Raw genomic sequence first — 25,280 nt, 5'->3', positions numbered from 1 at the left:
TAAAATGAAAAAATGGTCACGCCACCTGCTCGCGGCAGGTGCTTTAGCGCTCGGCATGAGTGCGGCCCACGCGGACGATAGCAAAACGCTCTATTTCTATAACTGGACGGAGTACGTGCCGCCAGGCCTTCTGGAACAGTTCACCAAAGAGACCGGCATCAAGGTTATCTATTCGACCTACGAGTCGAACGAAACCATGTACGCCAAGCTCAAGACTTACAAAGACGGCGCCTACGATCTGGTGGTGCCGTCGACCTACTTTGTCGACAAGATGCGCAAAGAGGGCATGATCCAGAAGATCGATAAAAGTCAGCTGAGCAACTTTAAGAACCTCGACCCGGAGATGCTCAACAAACCGTTCGATCCCAACAACGACAACTCGATCCCCTACATCTGGGGCGCAACGGCGATTGGTATCAACAGCGATGCGATTGACCCAAAAACCGTCACCAGCTGGGCCGACCTGTGGAAGCCAGAGTATAAAGGCAGCCTGCTGCTGACCGACGACGCCCGTGAAGTGTTCCAGGTGGCGCTGCGTAAGCTCGGCTATTCCGGTAACACCACCGACCCGAAAGAGATTGAAGCGGCCTACAACGAGCTGAAAAAGCTGATGCCAAACGTGGCAGCGTTCAACTCCGACAACCCGGCTAACCCGTATATGGAAGGCGAAGTGAATCTGGGGATGGTATGGAACGGTTCTGCGTTCGTGGCCCGTCAGGCCGGCACGCCGCTGGAAGTGGTGTGGCCGAAAGAAGGCGGTATCTTCTGGATGGACAGCCTCGCTATTCCGGCCAATGCCAAAAACAAAGAGGGCGCGCTGAAGCTGATTAACTTCCTGCTGCGCCCGGACGTGGCAAAAGAGGTGGCGGAAACCATCGGCTACCCAACGCCAAACCTGGCGGCGCGCAAGCTGCTGAGCCCGGAGGTCGCCAACGACAAGTCGCTCTACCCGGATGCCGAGACCATTAACAAAGGCGAATGGCAGAACGATGTCGGCAGCGCCAGCACGCTGTATGAAGAGTATTACCAGAAGCTAAAAGCGGGACGTTAATTATCGCCCCGCTAGCCCGGCAGGCCCCGCGCCGCCGGGCTACACCAGCGCTATCTCCGCCGTAAAATGCATCTCCTCTCCCGCATTCAGTAACACTAACCCCGGCTGTCCGTCCATCGAATGCGCATCGACCGGATGGGTTTGCGGTTCAAGACAGACAAACGCTTCGCCTGGTGGGTTATACAGCATCAGCCAGGGCGTACGGGCCGTTAACTGTACCGTCATGTCCGATCGCCGTAGCGTCGCCACGCCGCCCCAGCCCGAATAGCCGACATTTTGCCAGCGACCGGCGACCGGCGCAGGCCGATTAAAGTCGGCGTCTTCAGGCAGCACAGGCTGCCATCGCTCAGGTAAATGTCGTTTCCCTTCTGGCCAGTAACCAGCAGAAGAGAATGTCAGCGTCGTGTCGCTATCGAGGGTAAAGAACGGGTGGATCCCCATACCATACAGCATCGGTTTGGCCCCGCGATGGCGCAGCGTTATCGCCATCTGCAAACGTGCTTCTACCAGCGTATAGCTCAGCTCGGCCTGGTAATCGAAGCCGCAGCCGTGCCGCTGGCTCAGGGTCAGAACGCAGCGTTGCGCCGCCTGTGATACCACCGTCCAGCGGCTTACCCAGCCGTCGCCATGCAGGAAGAAGTCGTTATCCACCGGGGAGTCCGGCAGCGTTATCCGCTCTCCCGCCAGGCTAAAGCGATTGTCGCGTACCCGGTTCGCTACGGGGAGCATAGGAAACAGGGCCACATCGTCCGGCCGCGCCCCCTTCCCTGCCCGCAGTAGCGGCTGGCCGTCAGCCACCCGTTCCAGGCTCAGCACGGCGCCACCTTGCGGGGTAATGCGCATCCGCAGATGCGCATTCTCAAGCAGCAGTTCGGTCATCAGTGCGCCCGACCGGTATTGGTTGCCGTTGCGCTTTTCTGGTGGCCCGCCGCCAGCTGCTCTTCGAGCGCCTCCAGGGTCACGCCTTTCGTCTCAGGCACGTTACGCAGGATGTAGAGATAGCCCAGCGCGCAAATAACACCATAGAGCGTGAAGCTGCCTGCTGCGCCCAGCCCGGCGTTCAGTAGCGGGAAGGTATAGGTCAGCAGGAAACAGGCCACCCACAGCGCCAATGTTGCCAATGACATCGCCAGCCCACGCACGCGGTTAGGGAAAATCTCCGCCAGCAGCACCCAGGTGACCGGCGCCAGCGTCAGCGCATAAATGGCGATCGCCGCCAGCACCAGCAGCAGCACCGGCCAGCCCATAATGCCCAGCGCGTAGGCTCCGGCAATCAACGCGTAGATAACCGTTAAGCCGCTCGCCCCCAGCAGCATCAGCTTGCGACGCCCCAGTTTATCCACTAGCGGCAGCGCGGCGATGGTGAAGACCAGGTTGATAATCCCGGTTGCGACTATCGATTTCAGCGTGCCGTTGATATCAAACCCGGCGGAGGCAAAAATCTCCTGCGCATAGTTGAAAATCACGTTGATGCCGCACCACTGCTGGAAGATAGCCAGTACGACGCCCATGATAACGACCGGCTTAACCTGCGGCTGTAACAGCGTAGAGAAAGCAACCCGCTGGCTGTCTTTCGCCAGCGTATGGGCGATATCGTTCAGGGTACGGCTGGCGTATTCCGGTGAACCAATGCGTTCCAGCATCTGGCGGGCGCGAGCCTCTTTCCCGGCCTTCATCAGCCAGCGCGGCGATTCCGGTACGATAAACAGCAGCAGTAAAAAAGCCACCGCCGGCAGAAGCTCCGCGCCAAACATCCAGCGCCAGCCCGTTTGCCCGTTCCAGCTTTCCACGATCGCCTGCTGGGTTGCCCCGGCGGCGACCGGCTCGGCAATCAGCAGGTTCACCAGCTGCGCCGCCAGCACGCCAATCACGATAGTCAGCTGGTTGATAGCCACAAAGCGACCGCGTTTTTCCGCCGGGCTCACTTCGGCGATATAGAGTGGGCTGAGCGCAGAGGCCAGCCCAATCCCGACGCCGCCGACGATGCGATACACCACAAACATGTCAAAGTTGCTGGCCATCGCCGTTCCCCACGCCGACGCGCTGAAGAGAATGGCCGCCAGAATAAGCGGCAGTCGGCGACCAAATTTGTCGGCACACCAGCCCGAAACCAGCGCGCCGAGCACGCAGCCCACCAGCGCCGAGCTCATCGCCCACCCGGACTGCGCCGGATCGGTGATATTGAAATAGGCTTCATAGAACGGCTTGGCACCGCCGATCACCACCCAGTCATAGCCAAATAACAGCCCGCCGCAGGCGGCGACCAGGCAGATGGTCCAGACGTACCCCATTTTTAATTCTGTAGCTTTCATGTTGATTTCCTCAGTCGGAAAACGCAGGGTCAGAGTGGCGGGTGGCTCGTGCCACCCGCTGTTATGTTATGGCAACAGCTCGCGTTTCAACACATGACGGAACAGGTGTGCTTTGTCGTGAGCCGGATTCAGCGCCAGCAGGCGGGTCAGCAATTCACTGGCGCGTTCACGTTCTCCCTGCCCCAGCCAGCCCAGCGCCTCGATAAACAGACAGTGCTGCTGATGCTGCTGGCGACTATCGCTATCCAGCGCCACCAGGTCCGGCAAGGACACCGCGAAGAAATCACTCTCCGGCGCAGTATCACGATTCGCTTCAGCCCAATGGATAAAGCTGCGGAAATGCGCGTCAGCCCCGGCGTGATCGCCGAGAACCCGGCGCGCCATCCCCTGCCAGAAGAGGTAGTCGGCAGGCTGGTCGTTGTAGTAACGCCCAGCCTCCAGTACCGATTCGCCGTCACGAGCACGGCTGAAGTAGTACCGCGCCTGTTCGTGCAGGCCCATCTGAGAGGCATAGACACCCAGCAGATACCAGATGTCGTTATCCGTTTGCCCCGGCAGGCGGCCTTCGCCAAGGTTATGCGGGTAGTGCAGCGCGGCTTCCAGCAGTGCGGTGGCCTTGTGGGGATCGTCCTGTGCTAACGCCCGATGCATCTGGTTGAGCAAATACTGGCCGGTAACCTTCCCCTCACCGCCTTCCCATGGATGGAAGACACGGTCGCGCAGAACCTCTGCGGCGGCGTCATAATCACCGTGGGCATGCCATAGGCTGAGCAACTCGGCGGTCAGATCGTCGCGGCGGAAGACCACGCTCAGGCGGTCATTAAGCCGAGTTAATCGGGTCTCAACGCTTTCTGCGTTCAGCTTCGCAAGACAGTCCAGCTCAAACAGGAAGCGCGCATTCTCGGGTTCCAGCGCCACCGCTTGCGCCAGACTTTGCGCCGCTGCATCGGCATCGTGCTGTTTGTTCCACTGCCAGATACCCAGCAGACGGTGAGCCGGGGCAAAGGTCGGTTCCAGCGTCAGGGTTTGCTGCCAGCAGGCTACCGCATCATCGTAACGACGCTTGCTGTACCAGAAGCAGCCCAGCAGCCAGATAGCAAAAGGTGAGTCCTGGAGTTGTTGCAGCATCTGCACTTCATCCAGGGTGTTAGGGAAGCGCACCCGACGGGCAAAGGCCTGCCGCGCCCGTTGCAGGTTGGCAGCACGATCGTCGCCCAGCGCCGCGCGCCACAGCAGCGGCAGCGTCTCCTGGCTATCGAGAACGGCCAGCAGCGTTCGCGCGTCCTCGCGCAGGCCCAGCGAGACAAGCCAGCCGGCCAGAATGCTGGCGTTGGTTCCGCGCTGTCCCGTCACCTGCAGCAGAGCATCACGATCGGCAGCATCACCACGGATCGCAAAGCGCGCATAGTGCAGCGGGTAGCTCAGCGGATAGTGTGAAAGCTGTTGGGCAGTCCAGCGCAGCGCTTCGTCTTCCCGACCGAGACGCGCCAGAACCAGCGCCTTCAGCCCCATCGCCAGGTTGTTGCTGCCGTTAAACAGCAGGCTTTTCTCCACTTTTTCCAGCGCATCAGCATAGTCACCGCGCTTCATCGCCAGTCGCGCCAGCGCCCAGAAGGCCGCATCGCGACAGTTACCGCTCCAGCTCGCTTTGTAATAGCTATCCCATGCCGCATCGTCGTTACCCTGACGCTCCAGCGCCGTTGCCAGCAGCCAACTAGCCTCACCATCGCGCGGGTTTTTATTCAGACGATGCGCCCGCACCAGCGCGGCTTCCGCGCACTGCTGCGCCTGCACCCAGTCGGCAGCATTCAGTGCCAGCGTACCGAGCGCGACGTTATTGCGATAATCATGAGGGTCGATAGCCAGCGCACGACGGTAGTAGTCCTGCGCATGACGGCTGGCATGGTTATACTGCTCAAGGTGCTGGCCGATGAAATAGAGTTCATCCGGGTTATCAAGCGCCTCTGGCTGCGCCGGGGCTTGTGCAGCATCCGGCAGCGGGGTCTCCTGTGGAATATGTTCGTCGTAGCGCAGCAGCGTGGTTCCGGTGGTATCAAGCACTGCCAGCGATAAACGTTGCGGCCCCGGCGACGGCAGCGTCTGCTGCCAGCTTTCCCCCGGCGTTAATGAGATAACGGTCTCCCACTGCGGTTCGCCCTCTGCCGTCAGCACAACGCTGACTTCATGCAGTGGGGCCACGGCGTAGACGCCCAGCGTGATGTTATCGTCCTGGCGTTCCAGTTTGATAGCCAGGGTCGTGCTGGCGTTGTGCACCCGTCCCAATTCACCATATGGCAGGAAGTTCTGCACAAAGACCTTCTCTTCAAACGGGGCCAACCAGGTGAAGTCAGGCTGATTATCGGTGTAGACCCCTGTCATCAGTTCAATGTACGGGCCGTTCTCATCGGTCAGGTTGCGATCCCAGGCCTGACCAAAATCACCGTAGCCCCAGCTCCACTGTTTTTTGCCCGGTGAGACGTGATGGTCTGCAACGTGCAACAGCCCGCCATGTTCGCCGTGATGGTAGGCGCCAACAAAGTCATAGTCTGATTTTTCCGCCATATAGGAGGTCGGTACCGGCACGTTTTTATAGCGTGAGATATCCACGCCAGCGGAGTAGTCCACCTTGTAATACGTCCCGGTGGCGATAGGGAATGCCGATACGGCGCGCTTGCCGTGGTCGAAAACGGCGGTCACGTCCGGTGGGAAGATGCTCTGGTGATCGTCGCCGCCCTTCACCGCCGGGTTAGCCCACCAGAGGAAGTGACGCGGGGTGGCGTTGCCGTTAAAGACCTTACCGGTAATTTCAATGAGCGCCCGGTCCGGATACAGCGTGAAGCCCGCCATCACCTGCAGACCACGCATCGGCTCCACCTCGCCCATCCATACCGTCTGTTCGCCCTGCTTGCCTGCCTGGATAGTGACGTCAACCGGCATAAAGGTGGTCGGGCGGTGATGCTGCGGCCAGTTAAACTCAATGCCGCCGGAGATCCACGGCCCCAACAGACCGACCAGCGCCGGTTTCACCACTTCGTTGTAGTAGACAAAGTCACGCTCACGGACTTTATCGTAGGCACGATGGATACGCCCGCCGAGCTCCGGTAGCAGCATGACGCGGATGAAATCATTCTCCATCCAGACCGCCTGGTAGTCGCGCATTTCACGCTCACCGGTCAGGGTATCAATCACCCCATAAGGCCAGACCGCGCCGGATGAGCCCTGATAGACGCGTTTTTCGAGAAACATGGGGTTAGGATCTTCGGCGCCGGTGGTCCATGTCGGGAGGGATACGGTTTCTTGCCAAACCTTCACTGCACTGTACATTCAGCTCTCCACTAAATAAATTGAAGTGAAATGGGGGAATGACAACATTCTGGCCGAGCATGTCGCGGTTAAAATGCGCAATGCTCACGCAATACAGTTAAGGGAGTTAAGTAAATGTTGCGAACCGGTTTTAATAATGCCCGGGTCAGGCAGACCAATAAGCAGGTATTTCTTGGCCATTTATGGCGCGAAAAGCAGCTCAGTAAGTCCCGGCTGGCGCAGATAACCGGGCTGTCGATCCCGGCGGTCAGCAATATTCTGCAGGAGTTGCTGGATGAAGGCCGTATTACCCATTCACGGGAAAACCTCAGCCAGCGCGGGCTCAACAGCGGCAGCTTCCAGATCCCCACCGACGGGGCCTGGCTGCTGTGTATGAACGTGTCGCCTACCCATATCAGCAGTCAGCTCGCCGATAGCCGTCTTCTCCCCATCGGTGACGTGCAGCACGAAACCATTAGCGCCCCGCAGCCCACCGCGTTGATTAGCGCCATTGCGGCCCACTGGCGGCGGTATAGAAAGCAGCATCCGCAGGCCATCATTAACCTGGCGCTTGGTGTACATGGTCAGGTCGACCCGGTGACCGGGGTTTCGCAAACCATGCCGCAGGCACCGTGGAAAGCGCCGCTGGAAATCCGCTATCTGCTGGAAGAACAACTGGGCATACAGGTGCGTCTGGATAATGACTGTGTGATGCTGGCGTTGGCGGAGAAATGGCAAAATCCGGCGGCGCTGGAAGACTTCTGCGTGATTAATGTCGATTACGGCATTGGTTCATCGTTCGTGATTAACGACAGGATTTGGCGCGGGAGCCTGTATGGTTCGGGACAAATTGGCCATACCATCATCAACCCCGATGGGATGGCCTGTGACTGCGGTCGCTACGGCTGTCTTGAGACGGTGGCGTCATTAAGTGCGTTGAAAAAGCAGGCCCGTATCTGGTTAAAATCTCGTCCTGGTAACCAGAGTCTCGACCCCGATAACCTCACCACCGCACAGCTGATCGATGCCTGGCGGCGCGGAGAAGGTCCGGTACGGGCGTGGGTGGAAAACGCGGCCAGCGCTATCGGGCTAAGCCTGTATAACTTTCTGAATATTCTCAACATTAACCAGATCTGGCTGTATGGTCGAAGCTGTGCCTTTGGCGAACCCTGGCTGAACACCATTATCCGCCAGACCGGGTTTAACCCTTTCGATCACGGCGATACGCCGAAAATTAAGGCCACGCAGATTGGATTCGGTCAATTGACCCCGGGGCAGCAGTTACTGGGCAGCGGTTATCTCTACGTCGAGGCATTGCTGAGTGAAGTTTAACCAACACAATGTAGCCCGGCCAAGCGCAGCGTCGCCGGGATGACAGCAATAAAAAAAGCGGAGCCTGAGCTCCGCTTTTTCATTGTCATAACCCAAACATCAAATTTCTTTCAGCAGCTTCGCCACAAACGCTGGCACCACTTCGCTTGCCAGACCATAGTGCTTCTCTTCAAATTCACTGCCGACCTGGCTTGGCTCAAGGTTCAGCTCGACGGTATGCGCACCGTGCAGCTTCGCTTCGTGAACAAAACCCGCCGCCGGGTAGACGTGGCCCGATGTGCCGATGGCGATAAAGATATCCGCCCTCGCCAGCGCCATATAGATATGGTCCATCTCAAACGGCATTTCGCCAAACCAAACGATATGCGGGCGCAGCGGCGCCGGGAACTGGCAGCAGTGGCAGCGATCGTCAACGGTCAGATCGCCCGGCCAGTCAAACACCTGGCCGCTTTGGGTGCAGCGCACCTTGAGCAGTTCGCCGTGCATGTGCAGCACGTTTTTATTGCCCGCGCGTTCATGCAGATTGTCGATGTTCTGCGTCACCACCAGCACGTTCTCACCCAGCGCCTCTTCCAGCCTTGCCAGCGCCAGATGCGCCGGATTCGGCGCAATCTCCGCCTGCTGTAGCTGACGACGGCGTTCGTTGTAGAAGCGCTGCACCAGCTCAGGATCGCGGTGGTAGCCTTCCGGCGTCGCCACGTCCTCAACCCGATGCTCTTCCCACAGCCCGTCCGCCGCGCGGAAGGTCCGAATGCCCGACTCCGCCGAAATGCCTGCGCCCGTCAGTACGACCACTCTTGGTTTATCCATCTCTTCTGGCATCACCCTGTCCGTAAAGAAAATTCGCTGGCGCAGACGCTGGCGCAGCTGACGTTTATTCCGACGAAAACGGCTCAATCGATGTAAGCGGCGCGACTGCATATCTACTCCATGTTAGTTGGTCAGATGAAGGAACGCCGCGCCGCGCATCCCCCCTGCATCACCGTGACGGGCGCGCTCAATGCGCGGCGTACGGGCTACAGGCAGTAAATGACGCGGTAAGCGTTGCGCTAGTCCATCGGCGATCGCTGTAAAATTAGATAACCCACCGCCGAGCACCACCAAATCCGGGTCGACGATGGTCAGGATGTTGCCAAGGCACACCGCAAGCAGATCCAGATAGCGTTCAACGTGCTCACGCGCGTTAGGATCCCCTTGCTGCCAGAGAGCAACAATTTCCGGCGAGGTCAGCGGCTGCTGATAAAAATGCGCGTACAGCCACGCAAAACCACGACCGGATAAATAGTTTTCAATGCAGCCGGACTGGCCGCAGCCGCAGCGGGTAAGCGGAAAATCACGCCCCACCACTTCCAGCGCATCCACCGGCAGGCGAATATGGCCAAACTCGCCGGTAATATAGCTATGACCGGTAATCGATTTACCGTTCAGGACGATACCGCCGCCAACGCCGGTGCCGAGAATCAGCCCCATCACCAGCGGATACTGGGTGAACTCGTCGTCCCAGGCTTCGGAAATCGCGAAACAGTTGGCGTCGTTATCCAGACGGACGTCGCGATCGAGCAGACGGCTTAAATCTGCGCGCAGCGGTTTGCCGCTGGCCGCCGGGACGTTAGCCGCGTACAGCAAACCGCCCTCGGTTTCCGGCATGCCGGGAATGCCTATCCCCACTGTACCCCGACAGTCAAAGCGTTCGTCGGCCTCTTTTACCAGTGCGATGACCGCGTCAAGAAAGCGTTCATAGCTCTCTTTCGGCGTGGGAACGCGCGTTTCCCACCGTAGCTGGCGCGATGAATCAAATACGCCAAGTGCAATCTTGCTGCCGCCAATGTCAAATCCGTAATGCATCATTGTTCATTCCTCTAACTGACGCGCGCAGCAGCAAGGCCACACGGTCAGGACGTCAAATTACTGGCCACTCAGCACCCTCGCAGGGTCGATTCGGCTGGCGCGACGGGCGGGATACCAGCTCGCCAGCAGACTCAGCAACAGTGCCGTGACCAGCACATAAACGACATCCAGCCAGTGCAATTCAGACGGCAGGAAGTCGATAAAATAGATGTCGCCAGATAAGAACTGGTGACCAATAAGTTTTTCAATCACGTTGATAATGTTGGTCAGGTACAGGGAGCCAAGCACCCCAATCACCACGCCACACACGCTACCCAGCAGGCCAGCCAATAAACCATACCACACGAAAATGGCGCGAATCAGCCCGTCTTTGGCGCCCAGTGTGCGCAGCACCGCAATATCGCTGCTTTTATCTTTCACCGCCATCACCAGCGTGGAGACGATGTTAAAGCAGGCCACGCCGATCACCAGCACCATCGCCAGATACATAATGGCGCGGATCATCTGGATGTCGCGGTACATGTAGCCGTAGGTGCCAATCCAGCTTTTGATGTAGACATAGTTATTGGTCACTTCGCCTGCATCACGCACCAGTTTGTTGGCGTTAAAGACGTCGTTCACCTTGATGGCGATACCGGAGATGCTCTCGCCCATGTCGAGATACTGCTGGGCGTCCTGCATTGGGATCATCGCAAAGCTGTGGTCGAGCTGGCCGCTTAGCTGCAGAATCCCCGTCACGTGCAGGCGCACGCGTTTTGGCTGCAGCAGCTTATGTTCCGGATTCGAGTTCGGGATCATGATGGAGACCCAGTCTCCCGCCTTCACCTTCAGCGCATCGGCCACGCCTTTGCCGAGAATAATCTGCTGTTCACCGGCTTTAAAATTAGCCCATGCTTCAGCCTGGATAAAACGCGGCAGCGCGCTGAGCTTGCTCTCCTGCACGGGATCAACGCCCTTCACCTGGATGGCGCGCAGGTTGCTGCCGCTCTCGACCAGGCCGGTAAAGTTGATGTACGGCGCCGCGGCTTCAATGCCCTTCACCGCTTCCACTTTTGGCAACACGTTCTGCCAGTGATTCCACGGCTGGTTCACCGCTTCAATTTCACCGTGCGGCACCACCGCCAGAATGCGGTTATTCAGCTCACGCTCAAAACCGTTCATCGCGCTAAGGCCAATGATCAGCACCGCCACGCCCAGCGCGATGCCGACCGTAGAGATAACGGAAATCAGCGACACCATGCCGCCGCGCCGACGGCTGCGGCTAAAGCGCAGGCCGATCAGTAATGAGAGGGACGGAGCCATTAATGCGCTCCCATCAGGGTCAGTTGGTCGCTCAGGTGGCCATCGCGCATTTCGAGCTGACGGCCCATTCGTTTCGCCAGTTGAAGATCGTGCGTCACCACCAGGAAGGCGGTGCCCTGCGACTGATTCAATTCGCCCAGCAGTTTGAAGATGCTGTCAGCATTTTTCGCATCAAGGTTACCGGTTGGTTCATCGGCCAGCACCAGGCGTGGGTTATTCACCAACGCACGGGCAATCGCCACGCGCTGACGTTCGCCGCCGGAGAGCTCCGATGGACGGTGGCTCGCGCGATGCTCAAGCCCTACCGCTTTCAACATTTCCAGCGCACGGGTGGTGATTTCAGCCGTTTTCTTCTTGCCAATCAGCAGCGGCATCGCCACGTTTTCCAGCGCGGTAAAGTCCGGCAGCAGATGGTGGAACTGGTAGATAAAACCGAGTTTCTGATTACGCAGTTCAGCTTTCGCCGCCGAAGAGAGCTTGCTCATCGGTTGACCGCTGAAAATCACGTCGCCAGTAGTTGGCGTATCCAGCCCGCCGAGCAGGTGCAGCAGCGTACTTTTACCGGAACCGGAGGTGCCGACAATCGCCATCATTTCGCCTTCGCCAATGCTGAAGCTGACATTGTGCAGAACGTCGGTTTGCACATTGCCTTCCTGATAGCGTTTGCACAGGTTGTCGCATTGCAACAGGATCTTATTCATAACGTAAAGCCTCAGCGGGTTGAGTGGCGGCAGCGCGCCAGGAAGGGTAAAGCGTCGACAGCAGCGCCAGGGCCATCGCCACCAGCGCAATCACGATAACCTGCAGCGGCTCGATGGCAACCGGCAGCGCCGCACCGTCGAGGAACGCGCCGATAATCGGCATTAAATTATTGAGCTGGCTGGCCAGCAGCACGCCAAGCACCGCGCCTAACAGCGCGCCAATAATGCCCGCGCTGGCGCCTTGCACCATAAAGACGGTGAGGATCTGTCGCGGCGTCAGCCCCTGGGTTTGCAGAATGGCGACTTCGCCCTGCTTCTCCATCACCATCAGCCCCAGCGAGGTGATGATGTTAAACGCGGCAACGGCGACGATCAGGCTCAGCAGCAGCCCCATCATATTCTTTTCCATGCGCACGGCCTGGAACAGCTCGCCTTTACGCTCGCGCCAGTCCTGCCATTTGGTGCCCTGCGGCAATGTTTGCTGGCTCAGAGTATCCACCTGCAGCGGTTTATCCAGCCACAGACGCCAGCCGGTGATATTCCCCAGCGGGTAGAGCATCAGGCGGGAGGCATCCTGAATATTGACCAGCATCTGGTAACCGTCGACCTCGCTGTTGGCAGCAAAAGTGCCAATCACCGTAAACAGGCGCTGGCTCGGCAGGCGACCCATCGGCGTAAACTGGCTGGCAGAAGGCACCATCACGCGAATTTGATCGCCGCGGTTAACCCCGAGCTGCCCGGCAAGCTGCTCGCCGAGAATGACGTTATATTTTCCGGCGGTGAGATCGGTCTGTTTGACGTTGACCAGGTACGGCGTGAGCGGATCTTTTTGCGCCGGGTCGATCCCCAGCATCACCCCGACCGAAACGCTACGTGCGCTTTGCAGCACCACATCACCGGTGGTAAGCGGTGCGACGCGCGTTACGCCCTGAAGCTTCGCGCTCTGTTCCGGGTGCTGTTGTGGGTTGAGGGAGCCCTGTTCGGCTGTCAGAATGGCCTGCGGCATCAGCCCCAGAATGTTGTTTTGCAGCTCGCGTTCAAAGCCGTTCATCACCGAAAGTACGGTCACCAGCGCCATCACGCCAAGCGTGATGCCGATAGTCGACAGCCAGGAAACAAAGCGACCGAAGCGGTCCGCTGCTCGCCCACGCATGTAGCGCAGGCCGATAAATAGTGCGACAGGTTGGTACATGTAATCCGTCTGGTTGCTGAAAGCAGATGCACGAGTATATAAGCGAAAGCAGGATGGGTAAATGACTGAACCGTAAGCGCAAGGCTGACAATCGCTGACGAAAGGACGCAAACATTGAAATTTTGGTCGTCACGGACAATAGTGATGTTTTCCCTTTATTTGCGAATTCATGATGATCCGCACCGTAAATCCTCTGCTGTTATCCGCAGGCGCGGCGCTTCTGGCGCTGTTCCTGATTTATACCGGCGTGAACGCCGCTGAAAAAGTGACCTGGCTGATGGAGGTCACCCCGGTGATTATCGTTGTGCCGCTGCTGCTATTCACGGCGAAACGCTATCCCCTCACCCCGCTGCTTTACACGCTGATTTTCTTTCACGCCATTATTCTGATGGTCGGCGGTCAGTACACCTACGCGAAGGTACCGATTGGCTTTGACGTACAGGCCTGGCTTGACCTCAGCCGTAACCCGTACGACAAACTGGGGCATTTCTTCCAGGGGCTGGTGCCAGCGCTGGCGACGCGCGAAATCCTGCTGCGTGGGCACATTGTACGCGGGCGTAAAATGCTGGCGTTTCTGGTCTGCTGCGTAGCGCTCGCCATTAGCGCAACCTACGAGCTGATTGAGTGGTGGGCGGCGCTGGCAATGGGGCAAGGCGCGGATGATTTTCTCGGCACTCAGGGCGACCCGTGGGATACCCAATCGGATATGTTCTGTGCCCTGCTAGGTGCGCTGACAACGGTTATCGTACTGGCGGGTTGGCACTGCCGACAGTTAAAAGCTGCCGGATGGCGCTAACGCCATCCGGCAATCCTCACAATACGCCCTACCCGCGTCGGAACTTGATAATCAAAATCGGCATGGCGAACACCAGCGTCATCAAATTCGCCATGCTGACCGCCGTATCTTCAATCATCACGCCGTAAATCAGCCACATCACCAGCCCGCAAACAAACATGATGTACATCAGACCTGAAATCCCCTGAGTGTTGCGGGTGGCGATCACCTTAATGGCCTGCGGTAAGAACGACAGTGTCGTCAGGCAGGCGGCTACATAGCCAATCCAGGAAGCCCACTCCATCGTTAGGCCTGCGCATCGCGGGTAACGGGAATCGGCCTGACCGGCACCTCTTGCGGTGCTGCGGGCGTCGGCACTTTGCGGTATTTATCCAACAGGTGAATCTGAATTTTACGCAACTGGTCGCCGTTCAGACGGTAGAAGCGGAAATAGAGCACCAGGGTAATCGCAAAGAACACGACAGGCAGCACAATCATGATGAACTGCATACCGAGCACGGTTTCAGCAGACTGGGCAACGTTTGGCGTATAGCCAATCACCCCAAGCACCACCGCGATAAAGAAGGCGGCAAACGCCGACCCGCCCTTGACCACCATCGTCTGCACCGCATAGGCGATGCTTTCGCAGCGAACGTTAAACTTGTACTCGCCGTAATCCACGGTATCCGCCACCATAATCACCTGCAGAACCCAGAACAGCGCGGTGCCGACGTTCAGGAAAATCCCCGCAAGGCAGATGACCAACACGTTCGCCGAACCCGCCAGTGCCATCAGTAACAGCACGCCGCCGCTGACCATCGGCAGAAGTGACGCCCCCGCCCACAGCACTCGTCGCGACAGCGCCTTCGCCAGACGCGGGAACAGCACCAACGTCAGCAGGTTGGCCGCCCCGGCATAGGAGAGGTAGTACGGGAACAGATCCGCATCGCCGACCACGTAGGTGAAATAGTAAATGGCAAAGCCGGTGATGATATTCGACGCCACGTTGTAGGCCAGCGCCATGCCCAGCAGGCAGGAGAGCTGATCGTTTTTGTAGATGAGGGCGAGAATGGATTTCAGCGACAGGCGGCTACTGTCCGCCGTGGCATCGCTGTCTGACGAGAAGACTTCATGGACGTTGCGCAGCGTGACAATCGTCGAGGCGATAAAGAACGCGATCAGCACCGGCGTGAACATCTGGAAGCCAAATCCCCGGTCTGCGCCGCCCACGTAGTTCACGAACGGCAGCGTAATCCCAGCAGTGACGAACCCGGCGAGGCTGGCAAAAAAGCGCGGGAACGGCACCAACTGTTCGCGCTCGCGTTTATCCAGAGTAATGGTGGGTACCAGCGACCAGAACGGAATATCCATCAGGGTATAGGTCGTGCCCCACAGGATGTAGGTGATGCAGACGAACACCACCTGCGTAGTGCCTTCAAACAGGTGGGCGCTGAACAGTAAAAACAGCACCAGCGAGTTCGCCAGCGTGCCGAGCAGGATCCACGGCTTAAACTTGCCCCATCGCGTTCGCGTAGCGTTCACCACCCAGCCCATGATCGGGTCGTTGAACGCATTCCAGATTTTAGCCACCAGAAACAGCGTGCCCACCAGGCCTACCGATAATCCCACCACGTCGGTGTAGTAGTACATCAGGTACATGTAGACGATACCGATGGCGAAATCCTTACCAAACGCACCGAATCCGTAACTGAGTTTTGTTGTCAGAGAGATGCTCATAGGGTACCGGGTCGCTGTTACCAGCGCCCGCCTTCTGTTATTAGAGAGGTAAGCGCCGGGTCTTACGCCCGGCGCAGTTGGGCTTAACGGTGCAGCCAGGCCGGCAGCCAATCGCCGTGTGAGGCAATCAGGTCATCCACCAGCGCGTAAATCTCTTCAATGCCCAGCACTGCGGCGGTATGCGGGTCCATCAGCGCCGCGTGGTAAACGCGGTCGCGGTTTTCGGTCAGAATCGCTTCGGTCAGCAGCGTCTGCACGTTGATATTGGTTTGCATCATAGCCGCCAGATGAGACGGAATCGTACCCACTTTGGTTGGCTGAATACCGTTGGCATCCACCAGGCACGCTACCTCAACGCAGCTGCCCTGCGGCAGGTTATCGATAAGCCCGTCGTTACGAACGTTGCCGTAAATCACACTTGGCTCACCGGTCCAGATAGCGTTCATAATGGTGCTAGCGTATTCACGGGACGGTTTGATATCGATGCGGTCGGCGGTTTTGTACTCTTCCAGCTCTTTATGCCAGTTCGCCAACTGCTCGACGCAACGTTTTGGATACTCGTCCAGCGGCACCTTATAGCGTTCAATCAGATCCTCGCGCCCCGGTTTGATAAACCACGGGGTGTATTCTGCAAAGTGCTCTGACGACTCGGTGACAAAATAGCCCAGCTTTTTAAACATCTCATAGCGCACGATATTCTGGCAGCGTTCATTGCCGTGAATATTCGGTTTCGGCGCCTGCCCCGCGTCATAGGCGGCCAGCAGTTCTGGGTAGAGGTTAACATAGCGACCGTCGGCGGTTTTACGCTCCAGCTCCAGATAGAACGCCATATGGTTAATCCCGGCGCTGCGATAGCGCAGCGTGGCAGGGTCGATATTCAGGTCGCGAGCCAGCTCTTCCGCCGTACCCTGTACCGAGTGGCACAGCCCCACCTGCTTGATGTGCGGATAACGGGCGTACATGGCCCAGGTGTTCATCGCCATTGGGTTAACGTAGTTCAGCATGGTGGCATCAGGGCAGACTTCGGTCATGTCGTCGCAAATTTGCCACAGGTGCGGGATGGTGCGTAGCGCACGCATAATGCCGCCAGGCCCGAGGGTATCGGCAATGGTCTGCTCCAACCCGTGGCGTTTGCAGACCTCAAAATCGGTCACGGTGCACGGCTCGTAGCCGCCAATCTGGAAGGCGACCACCACAAAATCAGCGCCCTGTAGCGCCGCTTTGCGGTCGGTATGGCAGGTGATATGGCCGGATGCACCGGCGGAATCCATCAGTTTACGCACCACAATGTGCGACTCTTCAAGGCGCGTCTCATCGATATCCATCAGGGCGATATGCGCTGATTTAAGTGCCTCGCGATGAAAAACATCGCCCAGGATATTTTTAACGAAAATGGTCGAACCCGCGCCGATAAAGGTAATTTTTGGTGCTGTCATCATGACTCTCCAGAAACAGTAGTGAACGCCTTTATCGTGGCACGCGTCCTGGATGAAAACCTCCGTCTTCCCTGATGAGCATTCCCAAAAACTCAGATCTGATGCCGCTCGCGACAAGATCTGAGTTTTTGGGAGTAAATTGACTAAAAAGCAGAGTATCCGGCCTGCTAATCAGGCTAGTATCTGTTTATAACCGCCGAACTGGTCAGACGCTCTATGCAGGATTGCCTGAATCGTTTGGTAGATAGGGTGGTGCTAAATGCCGCTTTTGCGCTAATGGCAAGTACGACGATTAAAAGCAGAGGGGGGGGTAAAATTTATGACAAATATTGCCACCCTTGCAAACTGCTGCTAATGTAGACAATGACAGTATGCCAGCACGGTCATTCAGACCGTTGGCCAATGAGATAAGGTGTAAAACGATGACAACCACGATTTCCCAAAAGTCGGCTCGCGAAATGCTTGGCAACCCTGAGCAATTCAGAGGTGGGGTCTATATCACCAAAAATGGCACGACAGAGCTGTTTGTGCAGACCGCCGACGAACGTGAAGCGGAACTGGCCGAACGCCAGCTGCACATGGAAACTGCAGCCATGCTGAAACTGGTCGGGTTGTCCCAGCGTGATTATGAGGAAGGCCATTATAGTTCTGGTCGCGATGCCCTTGCCCGCAGGAGAGCGGCGGAGTAACAGTGGGTCCAGGAGGACAACGTGACGATCGTATACATTACCAGGACTGCCGAGCAAACGCTCGATGTCATAGAAGCGTACAAAGCGACACGGATGCCGCTGAAAGAGGCCCAGGCTTTCACGGCCGACTTACTGGAGCGGGCACTCGACGCGATTGAAACCAATCCGACGCGCTACCCACCAGACCCAGGTGCCCTGCAAATGGGCATAACGCTGCAACGCTGGTTAGACGTAGATTCGCAGTATCTCTGCCTATATCGATATTTCCCCAAAGAAGATATGGCCCTTCTGGACATTTTCTCCAGTACCCGCCAGAACTATCTCTCTTTGCTCTACATGGTCCAACTCTCCCGGCCCTAAGCACAATGGCTCGCATTCGGAGGCCTCTAACGCTTTCAGCAAAATACACATTTTCCGGTAAGCACTGACGCCGCAGACTTGCACCTACAACTCACCGAAACATAGCTAACGGATATAATAGCACCCGCGTTTGAGTCTGCCCTGCTGGCATGATTCTGATAATTCAGGAAACGGAGTCACCATGAGCGACGAGCCAATCACCTTTCTGCCCCGCGATCCGCATATGTGCAACGGCGATGAAAAGCAGACCCGTAGCCCACTGTCGCTCTATTCTGAATACCAGCGCATGGACATTGAACTGCGTCGGCCGCACGCCATGCCTGCCAGCCACTGGCACGGTCAGGTGGAGGTCAACGTGCCGTTTGACGGCGATGTGGAGTATCTGATTAACAACGAGGTGGTGCAGATAAAACAGGGACACATCACCCTGTTCTGGGCCTGTACTCCGCATCAGCTGACGCGACCGGGCGACTGTCGGCAGATGGCGATTTTCAGCCTGCCGATGCACCAGTTTCTCTCCTGGCCGCTGGACCGGGAGCTGATTAACCACGTCACCCACGGCATGGTGGTGCAATCGCTGGCGACCCAGCAGCTCAGCACCTTTGAAGTACTGCGCTGGCAGCAGGAGGCCTACAGCCCAAACGAACAGATTCGCCAGTTGGCAATCGATGAAATCGGCCTGATGCTCAAACGCTTTAGCCTCTCCGGCTGGCAGCCCATCCTGCTTAACAAAACCTCACGAACCCATAAGAACAGCGTCTCGCGCCACGCGCAGTTTTACGTTAGCCAGATGCTGGGCTTTATTGCCGATAACTACGATCAGGCGCTGACCATTAACGACGTGGCGGATCACGTCAAGCTCAACGCCAACTATGCGATGGGCATTTTTCAGCGCGTGATGCAGCTCACCTTAAAGCAGTACATCACCGCCATGCGCATTAACCACGTACGCGCCCTGCTGAGCGACACCGATAAAACCATCCTTGATGTCGCGATGACCGCAGGCTTTCGTTCCAGCAGCCGCTTCTACAGCACCTTCAGTCGCTACGTCGGCATGTCGCCGCAGCAGTACCGCAAGCTAAGCCAGCAGAAGCGACAAACTCTCTGATCCACTGGATTCATCATTTTATGCGGTTGCACTCCCGCCGCCATCACGGATAATAAGTACAGCAAATTTATATTATTACCGTGAAGACACGGCTTTCTGGAGAACGTGCGCCGACTATGCCTGAACATGCCCGTTACGACCTACCGAGTAAACCTGGCGACCAGCGCCAGCTTGGCGAACTGACCGGTGCCGCCTGCGCGACACTGGTGGCAGAAATCGCTGAACGTCACGCCGGTCCGGTGGTGCTTATCGCCCCGGATATGCAAAATGCGCTGCGTCTGCACGACGAAATCAGCCAGTTCACCGATAATCTGGTGATGAATCTCGCCGACTGGGAAACGCTGCCTTACGACAGCTTCTCCCCGCATCAGGACATTATCTCCTCACGCCTGTCGACACTGTACCAACTGCCAACTATGCAGCGCGGCGTACTGATTGTGCCGGTCAGCACGCTGATGCAGCGCGTCTGTCCGCACAGTTTCCTGCACGGCCACGCACTGGTGATGAAAAAAGGCCAGCGCCTGTCACGCGAAGCGCTGCGTAATCAACTCGAAAGCGCGGGCTATCGCCACGTTGATCAGGTGATGGAGCACGGGGAGTACGCCACCCGCGGTGCGTTGCTTGATCTCTATCCGATGGGCAGCGAGCAGCCTTACCGCCTCGACTTCTTCGATGATGAAATCGACAGCCTGCGCGTCTTCGACGTCGACAGCCAGCGCACGCTCGAAGAAGTGGACGCCATTAACCTGCTGCCCGCGCACGAATTCCCGACCGATAAAACCGCTATCGAACTGTTCCGCAGCCAATGGCGCGATAAGTTCGACGTCAAGCGTGATGCCGAACATATCTATCAGCAGGTCAGCAAAGGCACGCTGCCTGCCGGTATTGAATACTGGCAGCCGCTGTTCTTCAGCGAACCGCTGCCGCCGCTGTTCAGCTACTTCCCGGCCAATACGCTACTGGTTAATACCGGTGATATCGACGCCAGCGCGAACCGCTTCCAGGCCGATACCCAGGCGCGATTTGAAAACCGCGGCGTCGACCCGATGCGTCCGCTGCTGCCGCCTGCCCAACTTTGGCTGAAAACGGATGAGCTAAACAGCGAGCTGAAAAAATGGCCGCGCGTGCAGCTCAAAACCGAGAGCCTGCCGAAGAAAGCGGCCAATACTAACCTCGGCTTCCAGTCGCTGCCGGAGCTTGCCGTTCAGGCGCAGAACAAGTCGCCGCTGGAGAGCCTGCGTAAGTTTATTGAGTCCTTTACCGGCCCGGTGATTTTCTCGGTAGAGAGCGAGGGTCGTCGTGAAGCGCTGGGTGAACTGCTGGCGCGCATTAAGCTTGCGCCAAAACGCATCCAGCGTCTGGATGAAGCCACCGGCAACAACCGCTATCTGATGATTGGCGCCGCCGAGCATGGTTTTATCGATACCCAGAATAACCTGGCGTTAATCTGCGAAAGCGACCTGCTTGGCGAGCGTGTAGCGCGCCGTCGTCAGGACGCGCGTCGCACCATTAACCCGGACACGCTTATCCGCAACCTGGCGGAGCTGCACATTGGCCAGCCGGTGGTCCACCTGGAGCACGGCGTCGGCCGCTATGCCGGGATGACCACGCTGGAAGCGGGTGGTATTACCGGCGAGTATCTGATGCTCACCTATGCCGGCGACGCCAAACTGTACGTGCCGGTCTCCTCGCTGCACCTTATCAGCCGCTACGCGGGCGGTGCGGAAGAGAACGCGCCGCTGCATAAGCTGGGCGGCGACGCCTGGACGCGCGCGCGGCAGAAAGCCGCCGAGAAGGTGCGCGACGTGGCGGCCGAGCTGCTGGATATCTACGCCCAGCGCGCCGCCAAAGAGGGCTTTGCCTTCAAACACGACCGCGAACAATATCAGCTGTTCTGCGATAGCTTCCCGTTTGAGACCACGCCAGATCAGGCGCAAGCAATTAACGCGGTGCTGAGCGACATGTGCCAGCCGCTGGCGATGGACCGTCTGGTGTGCGGCGACGTGGGCTTTGGTAAAACTGAAGTCGCCATGCGTGCCGCCTTCCTTGCGGTTGAAAACCACAAGCAGGTTGCGGTACTGGTACCGACCACCCTGCTTGCCCAGCAGCACTACGACAACTTCCGCGACCGCTTCGCCAACTGGCCGGTGCGCATCGAGATGCTGTCCCGCTTCCGTAGTGCCAAAGAGCAGACGCAGATTCTGGCCGAAGCCGCCGAGGGTAAAATCGATATTCTGATCGGTACCCACAAGCTGCTGCAAAGCGACGTTAAGCTGCGCGATCTGGGTCTGTTGATTGTCGATGAAGAGCACCGCTTTGGCGTTCGCCATAAAGAGCGCATCAAGGCGATGCGTGCCGACGTTGATATTCTGACCCTGACCGCCACGCCGATTCCGCGTACGCTGAACATGGCGATGAGCGGCATGCGCGACCTGTCGATTATTGCTACCCCACCGGCCCGCCGTCTGGCGGTGAAAACCTTCGTGCGCGAGTACGACAGTCTGGTGGTGCGCGAAGCGATTCTGCGTGAAACGCTGCGCGGCGGTCAGGTTTACTACCTGTTCAACGACGTTGAAAACATTCAGAAAGCTGCCGATAAGCTGGCAGAACTGGTACCGGAAGCCCGTATCGCCATTGGCCACGGGCAGATGCGCGAGCGCGAGCTGGAACGCGTGATGAATGATTTCCACCACCAGCGTTTCAACGTACTGGTGTGTACCACCATCATCGAAACCGGTATCGACATCCCAACCGCCAACACCATTATCATCGAGCGGGCGGACCACTTCGGTCTGGCCCAGCTGCACCAGTTGCGCGGTCGCGTCGGTCGTTCGCACCACCAGGCCTACGCCTGGCTGCTGACGCCGCATCCGAAAGCAATGACCACTGACGCGCAAAAACGTCTGGAAGCCATTGCGTCGCTGGAAGACCTCGGCGCAGGCTTTGCGCTGGCCACCCACGACCTCGAAATTCGCGGTGCGGGCGAACTGCTCGGTGAAGATCAAAGTGGCTCCATGGAGACCATCGGTTTCACGCTGTATATGGAGCTGCTGGAAAACGCCGTCGATGCGCTCAAAGAGGGCCGCGAGCCATCGCTGGAGGATTTGACCAGCCAGCAAACCGAAGTCGAACTACGCATGCCGTCGCTGCTGCCGGATGATTTTATTCCTGACGTCAACACCCGCCTGTCGTTCTACAAACGGATCGCCAGCGCGAAGGGCGAGAACGAGCTGGACGAAATCAAGGTTGAGCTGATCGACCGCTTCGGACTGCTGCCGGACGCCGCGCGCAACCTGCTGGATATCGCCCGTTTACGTCAGCAGGCGCAGAAACTCGGGATCCGCAAGCTTGAAGGCAATGAGAAAGGCGGCGTGATTGAGTTTGCTGAGAAGAATCACGTTAACCCGACGTGGCTGATTGGCTTACTGCAAAAGCAACCGCAGCACTATCGTCTCGACGGCCCGACACGCCTCAAATTCTTCCAGGATCTGAGCGAGCGTAAAACGCGCATGGAGTGGGTGCGCCAGTTTATGCGCCAGCTTGAAGAGAACGCGGTCGCCTGAGTCTCTTCGTTACGGGCCCGGCAGGCGTAGCGCCGCCGGGCCATCTCCACCAGTTATCCCTTCTCCCCCCGTCATTCTCTACTGAAAAACCGTTTCACTTTCTATCATTACCCGGCTTACTTTTGTTTACATATGAATAAAAATGCGTATATTTCTCATTTGCATTTGTTTTCAAGTGCGCATTGGCATTTTTTATCAATCGTGGCCATAGAGCTGCGGATCACAACAACACTCGTAAGATTAAGGGTTTACCATGTCTCTTGTTTTCACTACCCGGGATAGACGTACCGCTCCTTCTCTCGTGGCCGTCGGCATTGCGCTGGCGCTTTATCCTCATCTGGGGCACGCCGCCACGGATAACAAAGATGACACCATCATCGTAGAAGGCAGCGATGAAACCAGCCCGGAGTCGCAGCAGCAGGATTACAGCGTCAAAACCACGACCACCGGTACCAAGCTACTACTGATACCGCGCGATATTCCGCAGTCCGTCAGCGTTGTTAGCCAACAGCGAATGAAAGATCAGAACCTGAATTCAATTGGTGAAGTTTTAACCAACACCACCGGCGTGACCGCACAAGTACAGGATAGCGACCGTACCGTGTTCTACTCTCGTGGCTTTTTCGTCAGCAACTATGCCTACGATGACCTGCCGACGTCGATAAGCGAAGTATGGAACTTCGGTGACACCACCACCGATACCGCGATTTATGATCGTATCGAAGTCGTTCGTGGTGCCACCGGCCTGATGAGCGGTTCCGGTAACCCGTCGGCCTATGTCAACATGGTGCGCAAACATGCCGACAGCCGGGAGTTTCAGGGCAACGTTTCGGCCACCTACGGCAGCTGGGATAAGCAGCGCTATGTATTGGATCTACAGGCACCGCTGGTTGAGTCCGGTAACGTGCGCGGGCGCATGATTACGGGCTATCAGGACAACGACTCATGGATGGACAACTATCACTATCAGAAAAAATTTCTCTACGGCGTTGTTGATGCCGACCTGACGGATATGACCACGCTGTCGGTAGGCTACGAATATCAGGAGAGCACGACCGATGACCCGACCTGGGGCGGCCTGCCAACCTGGTATAGCGACGGCAGCAGAACGCACTATAACCGCAGCGACACCGTCGCGCCGAACTGGGCTTATTCCGACAAAGACAGCAAAAAAGTGTTCGCCAACTTTACCCAACGCTTCGACAGCGGCTGGGAAGCCCATATCAACGGCATGCACACCGAAACCAATTTCGATACCAAAATGATGTACATGTACGGGTACCCCGACAAAGAGACCGGCAACGGCATGGTCGGCTACGGTGGCTGGAACCGGGGTGAGCGCAAACAGGATGCGGTGGATGCTTTCCTGCGTGGTGGTTACGAGCTGTTTGGTCGCCGTCATGAGCTGATGTTTGGCGGTAGCTTCAGCCGCCAGCGGAACCATTACGATAACTCCGTGCCTGCCACCGCAGGTACGATGGTTGACGTGGGCAGCTTCAATAACTGGAACGGCAACATTGCCGACCCGCAGTGGACACCGTGGAAGTTCTACAGCAAAGACGATATACGTCAGTCCTCGGCATACACCTCTACGCGTATTTCGCTGGCAGACCCACTGAACCTGATCCTTGGCGCACGTTATACCAACTACAACATCAAGTATAACCCTGCTGGTGCTCCCACAACGTTTCTTGATAGCACCAAGAGTGACGTCACACCCTATGCAGGCCTGGTTTATGACATCAATGACACCTGGTCGGCCTACGCCAGCTATACCACCATTTTCCAACCGCAGGATAAACGCGATGCCAGCGGTCGCTACCTTGATCCAACCACCGGGAAGAGCTACGAAGCCGGTGTGAAAGCCGATTGGTTTAATACTCGCCTGACAACCTCACTGGCGGTATTCAGCATTGAACAGGATCATGTGGCAAGCAGCACTTCCGATCAGCTGCCAAGCGGCGAGTCTATCTACGAATCGCTGGACGGCGTGGTCAGCCGAGGGGTCGAATTCGAACTGAACGGCGCGCTGACCGATAACTGGCAGTTGACCTTTGGCGCAACCCGCTATGTCGCAGATGACAAAGACGGTAAAGCGGTGAGCTCCGATCAGCCGCGCACGACGCTCAAGCTGTTCACCCGCTATCAGTTGCCAATGGTGCCTGAGCTGACGGTTGGCGGCGGCGTTAACTGGCAGAATAAGATCTGGAACAACGTCAGCGACGGTCCGAAGGGGGCTGACTATATCGAACAGGGCAGCTACGGGCTGGTGAATCTGTTTAGCCGTTATCAGGTAACCAAGCAGTTTGCCCTACAGGCCAACATCAATAACCTGTTTGATAAGAAGTACTACGACTACGTGGGTTCATATCTGGTCTACGGTGCGCCAATGAACGTCTCTATCTCGGCAAGCTACGATTTCTGATAATAACCGGTTCCCCGGGCTACATAGAGCCTGTAGCCCGGCCAAGCGAAGGTACAAACCGGAAACATAGGTAACACTTTAGACCGGATACATGGGTAACAGTTATAACTGGCATAGAAGAGGAGACTCGCTATGCCCTGGACTGA

General features: G+C 57.4%; 19 protein-coding genes. 8 read left to right on the top strand and 11 right to left on the bottom strand.

What is annotated here, in order from left to right; genetic code table 11:
- The first annotated feature begins 4 nt into the window (after positions 1 to 4).
- On the top strand, positions 5 to 1,051 hold the full coding sequence (gene potD / locus FHC49_RS08810) for a spermidine/putrescine ABC transporter substrate-binding protein PotD (protein WP_220439559.1): 1,047 nt from the start codon (positions 5 to 7) through the stop codon (positions 1,049 to 1,051).
- A 39-nt stretch (positions 1,052 to 1,090) separates the two neighbouring features.
- Here the strand turns inward: potD and FHC49_RS08805 are convergent, their stop codons facing one another.
- The 3 genes from FHC49_RS08805 to FHC49_RS08795 all read right to left on the bottom strand — a co-directional run bounded on the left by FHC49_RS08805 (position 1,091) and on the right by FHC49_RS08795 (position 6,687).
- Positions 1,091 to 1,930, bottom strand: coding sequence for an aldose 1-epimerase (locus FHC49_RS08805; RefSeq protein WP_220439558.1), 840 nt, complete (start codon positions 1,928 to 1,930; stop codon positions 1,091 to 1,093).
- Entirely contained in the window at positions 1,930 to 3,363 is a 1,434-nt protein-coding gene (locus FHC49_RS08800) for a sugar porter family MFS transporter (RefSeq protein ID WP_185666388.1), read from the bottom strand. The genes FHC49_RS08805 and FHC49_RS08800 overlap by 1 nt, the downstream gene beginning before the upstream one ends.
- A 66-nt stretch (positions 3,364 to 3,429) precedes the next feature.
- Positions 3,430 to 6,687, bottom strand: a complete 3,258-nt coding sequence (locus FHC49_RS08795; protein WP_220439557.1) for a DUF5107 domain-containing protein — start codon at positions 6,685 to 6,687, stop codon at positions 3,430 to 3,432.
- A 114-nt stretch (positions 6,688 to 6,801) separates the two neighbouring features.
- Between FHC49_RS08795 and FHC49_RS08790 the strand changes: the two genes are divergently transcribed.
- Positions 6,802 to 7,998: an ROK family transcriptional regulator gene (locus tag FHC49_RS08790; protein ID WP_185666390.1), complete on the top strand. Its 1,197-nt coding sequence runs from the start codon at positions 6,802 to 6,804 to the stop codon at positions 7,996 to 7,998.
- A gap of 99 nt (positions 7,999 to 8,097) precedes the next feature.
- Here the strand turns inward: FHC49_RS08790 and cobB are convergent, their stop codons facing one another.
- Genes cobB through lolC form a run of 5 tightly spaced genes read right to left on the bottom strand, consistent with a single transcriptional unit; the run spans position 8,098 to position 13,041 of the window.
- A complete protein-coding gene (gene cobB, locus FHC49_RS08785; protein ID WP_185666391.1) occupies positions 8,098 to 8,919 on the bottom strand; it encodes a Sir2 family NAD+-dependent deacetylase in 822 nt (273 codons plus the stop codon).
- A 12-nt stretch (positions 8,920 to 8,931) separates the two neighbouring features.
- Positions 8,932 to 9,843 (bottom strand): N-acetylglucosamine kinase, encoded by a 912-nt coding sequence (gene nagK / locus FHC49_RS08780; protein ID WP_220439564.1) that lies wholly within the window; start codon positions 9,841 to 9,843, stop codon positions 8,932 to 8,934.
- A 60-nt stretch (positions 9,844 to 9,903) separates the two neighbouring features.
- Entirely contained in the window at positions 9,904 to 11,148 is a 1,245-nt protein-coding gene (gene lolE / locus FHC49_RS08775) for a lipoprotein-releasing ABC transporter permease subunit LolE (protein ID WP_220439556.1), read from the bottom strand.
- Entirely contained in the window at positions 11,148 to 11,849 is a 702-nt protein-coding gene (lolD, locus tag FHC49_RS08770; RefSeq protein WP_220439555.1) for a lipoprotein-releasing ABC transporter ATP-binding protein LolD, read from the bottom strand. The genes lolE and lolD overlap by 1 nt, the downstream gene beginning before the upstream one ends.
- On the bottom strand, positions 11,842 to 13,041 hold the full coding sequence (lolC, locus tag FHC49_RS08765; protein WP_185666394.1) for a lipoprotein-releasing ABC transporter permease subunit LolC: 1,200 nt from the start codon (positions 13,039 to 13,041) through the stop codon (positions 11,842 to 11,844). Before lolC ends, lolD begins: the two co-directional genes overlap by 8 nt.
- Before the next feature lie 172 nt (positions 13,042 to 13,213).
- Here lolC and FHC49_RS08760 point away from each other — a divergent pair, with 172 nt between their 5' ends.
- Positions 13,214 to 13,837 carry a DUF2238 domain-containing protein gene (locus FHC49_RS08760; RefSeq protein WP_220439563.1) on the top strand — a complete coding sequence of 208 codons (624 nt, stop codon included), beginning with the start codon at positions 13,214 to 13,216 and terminating at the stop codon, positions 13,835 to 13,837.
- 28 nt (positions 13,838 to 13,865) lie between these two features.
- Here FHC49_RS08760 and FHC49_RS08755 read toward each other — a convergent pair whose 3' ends face one another.
- From FHC49_RS08755 to melA, 3 genes are all read right to left on the bottom strand, one after another.
- Positions 13,866 to 14,120, bottom strand: coding sequence for a SemiSWEET transporter (locus FHC49_RS08755; RefSeq protein ID WP_220439554.1), 255 nt, complete (start codon positions 14,118 to 14,120; stop codon positions 13,866 to 13,868).
- Between the two features lie 2 nt (positions 14,121 to 14,122).
- Entirely contained in the window at positions 14,123 to 15,553 is a 1,431-nt protein-coding gene (gene melB / locus FHC49_RS08750; protein WP_220439553.1) for a melibiose:sodium transporter MelB, read from the bottom strand.
- A gap of 83 nt (positions 15,554 to 15,636) precedes the next feature.
- Entirely contained in the window at positions 15,637 to 16,992 is a 1,356-nt protein-coding gene (melA, locus tag FHC49_RS08745; protein WP_185666397.1) for an alpha-galactosidase, read from the bottom strand.
- Between the two features lie 419 nt (positions 16,993 to 17,411).
- On the opposite strand from melA, the gene FHC49_RS08740 reads away from it, so the two are divergent.
- The 5 genes from FHC49_RS08740 to fhuE all read left to right on the top strand — a co-directional run bounded on the left by FHC49_RS08740 (position 17,412) and on the right by fhuE (position 25,134).
- Positions 17,412 to 17,678 (top strand): hypothetical protein, encoded by a 267-nt coding sequence (locus FHC49_RS08740; protein ID WP_185666398.1) that lies wholly within the window; start codon positions 17,412 to 17,414, stop codon positions 17,676 to 17,678.
- A 21-nt stretch (positions 17,679 to 17,699) separates the two neighbouring features.
- Positions 17,700 to 18,038 (top strand): hypothetical protein, encoded by a 339-nt coding sequence (locus FHC49_RS08735; RefSeq protein WP_185666399.1) that lies wholly within the window; start codon positions 17,700 to 17,702, stop codon positions 18,036 to 18,038.
- Between the two features lie 181 nt (positions 18,039 to 18,219).
- Positions 18,220 to 19,146: a transcriptional regulator MelR gene (gene melR, locus FHC49_RS08730; protein ID WP_185666400.1), complete on the top strand. Its 927-nt coding sequence runs from the start codon at positions 18,220 to 18,222 to the stop codon at positions 19,144 to 19,146.
- 116 nt (positions 19,147 to 19,262) lie between these two features.
- On the top strand, positions 19,263 to 22,709 hold the full coding sequence (gene mfd / locus FHC49_RS08725) for a transcription-repair coupling factor (protein ID WP_220439552.1): 3,447 nt from the start codon (positions 19,263 to 19,265) through the stop codon (positions 22,707 to 22,709).
- Positions 22,710 to 22,962: 253 nt separating this feature from the next.
- Positions 22,963 to 25,134, top strand: coding sequence for a ferric-rhodotorulic acid/ferric-coprogen receptor FhuE (gene fhuE, locus FHC49_RS08720; protein ID WP_220439551.1), 2,172 nt, complete (start codon positions 22,963 to 22,965; stop codon positions 25,132 to 25,134).
- The last annotated feature ends 146 nt before the right edge of the window (positions 25,135 to 25,280 follow it).

This window comes from Kluyvera sp. EC_51, from assembly GCF_019584505.1.
Taxonomy (GTDB): Bacteria; Pseudomonadota; Gammaproteobacteria; order Enterobacterales; family Enterobacteriaceae; genus Kluyvera; species Kluyvera sichuanensis.
Note: the sequence above shows the minus strand (reverse complement) of the source record. Positions and strands in the feature narration are given on the sequence as shown.

What these genes read in the sequence shown, in the direction of transcription:
- melA (WP_185666397.1), bottom strand. Translation starts at nt 16,992, where the DNA reads ATGATGACAGCACCAAAAATTACCTTTATCGGCGCGGGTTCGACCATT.
- FHC49_RS08740 (WP_185666398.1), top strand. Translation starts at nt 17,412, where the DNA reads ATGACAACCACGATTTCCCAAAAGTCGGCTCGCGAAATGCTTGGCAAC.
- FHC49_RS08760 (WP_220439563.1), top strand. Translation starts at nt 13,214, where the DNA reads ATGATCCGCACCGTAAATCCTCTGCTGTTATCCGCAGGCGCGGCGCTT.
- nagK (WP_220439564.1), bottom strand. Translation starts at nt 9,843, where the DNA reads ATGCATTACGGATTTGACATTGGCGGCAGCAAGATTGCACTTGGCGTA.
- cobB (WP_185666391.1), bottom strand. Translation starts at nt 8,919, where the DNA reads ATGCAGTCGCGCCGCTTACATCGATTGAGCCGTTTTCGTCGGAATAAA.
- FHC49_RS08805 (WP_220439558.1), bottom strand. Translation starts at nt 1,930, where the DNA reads ATGACCGAACTGCTGCTTGAGAATGCGCATCTGCGGATGCGCATTACC.
- melR (WP_185666400.1), top strand. Translation starts at nt 18,220, where the DNA reads ATGAGCGACGAGCCAATCACCTTTCTGCCCCGCGATCCGCATATGTGC.
- FHC49_RS08755 (WP_220439554.1), bottom strand. Translation starts at nt 14,120, where the DNA reads ATGGAGTGGGCTTCCTGGATTGGCTATGTAGCCGCCTGCCTGACGACA.
- FHC49_RS08790 (WP_185666390.1), top strand. Translation starts at nt 6,802, where the DNA reads ATGTTGCGAACCGGTTTTAATAATGCCCGGGTCAGGCAGACCAATAAG.
- lolC (WP_185666394.1), bottom strand. Translation starts at nt 13,041, where the DNA reads ATGTACCAACCTGTCGCACTATTTATCGGCCTGCGCTACATGCGTGGG.
- lolE (WP_220439556.1), bottom strand. Translation starts at nt 11,148, where the DNA reads ATGGCTCCGTCCCTCTCATTACTGATCGGCCTGCGCTTTAGCCGCAGC.
- FHC49_RS08800 (WP_185666388.1), bottom strand. Translation starts at nt 3,363, where the DNA reads ATGAAAGCTACAGAATTAAAAATGGGGTACGTCTGGACCATCTGCCTG.
- melB (WP_220439553.1), bottom strand. Translation starts at nt 15,553, where the DNA reads ATGAGCATCTCTCTGACAACAAAACTCAGTTACGGATTCGGTGCGTTT.
- mfd (WP_220439552.1), top strand. Translation starts at nt 19,263, where the DNA reads ATGCCTGAACATGCCCGTTACGACCTACCGAGTAAACCTGGCGACCAG.
- lolD (WP_220439555.1), bottom strand. Translation starts at nt 11,849, where the DNA reads ATGAATAAGATCCTGTTGCAATGCGACAACCTGTGCAAACGCTATCAG.
- potD (WP_220439559.1), top strand. Translation starts at nt 5, where the DNA reads ATGAAAAAATGGTCACGCCACCTGCTCGCGGCAGGTGCTTTAGCGCTC.
- FHC49_RS08795 (WP_220439557.1), bottom strand. Translation starts at nt 6,687, where the DNA reads ATGTACAGTGCAGTGAAGGTTTGGCAAGAAACCGTATCCCTCCCGACA.
- fhuE (WP_220439551.1), top strand. Translation starts at nt 22,963, where the DNA reads ATGTCTCTTGTTTTCACTACCCGGGATAGACGTACCGCTCCTTCTCTC.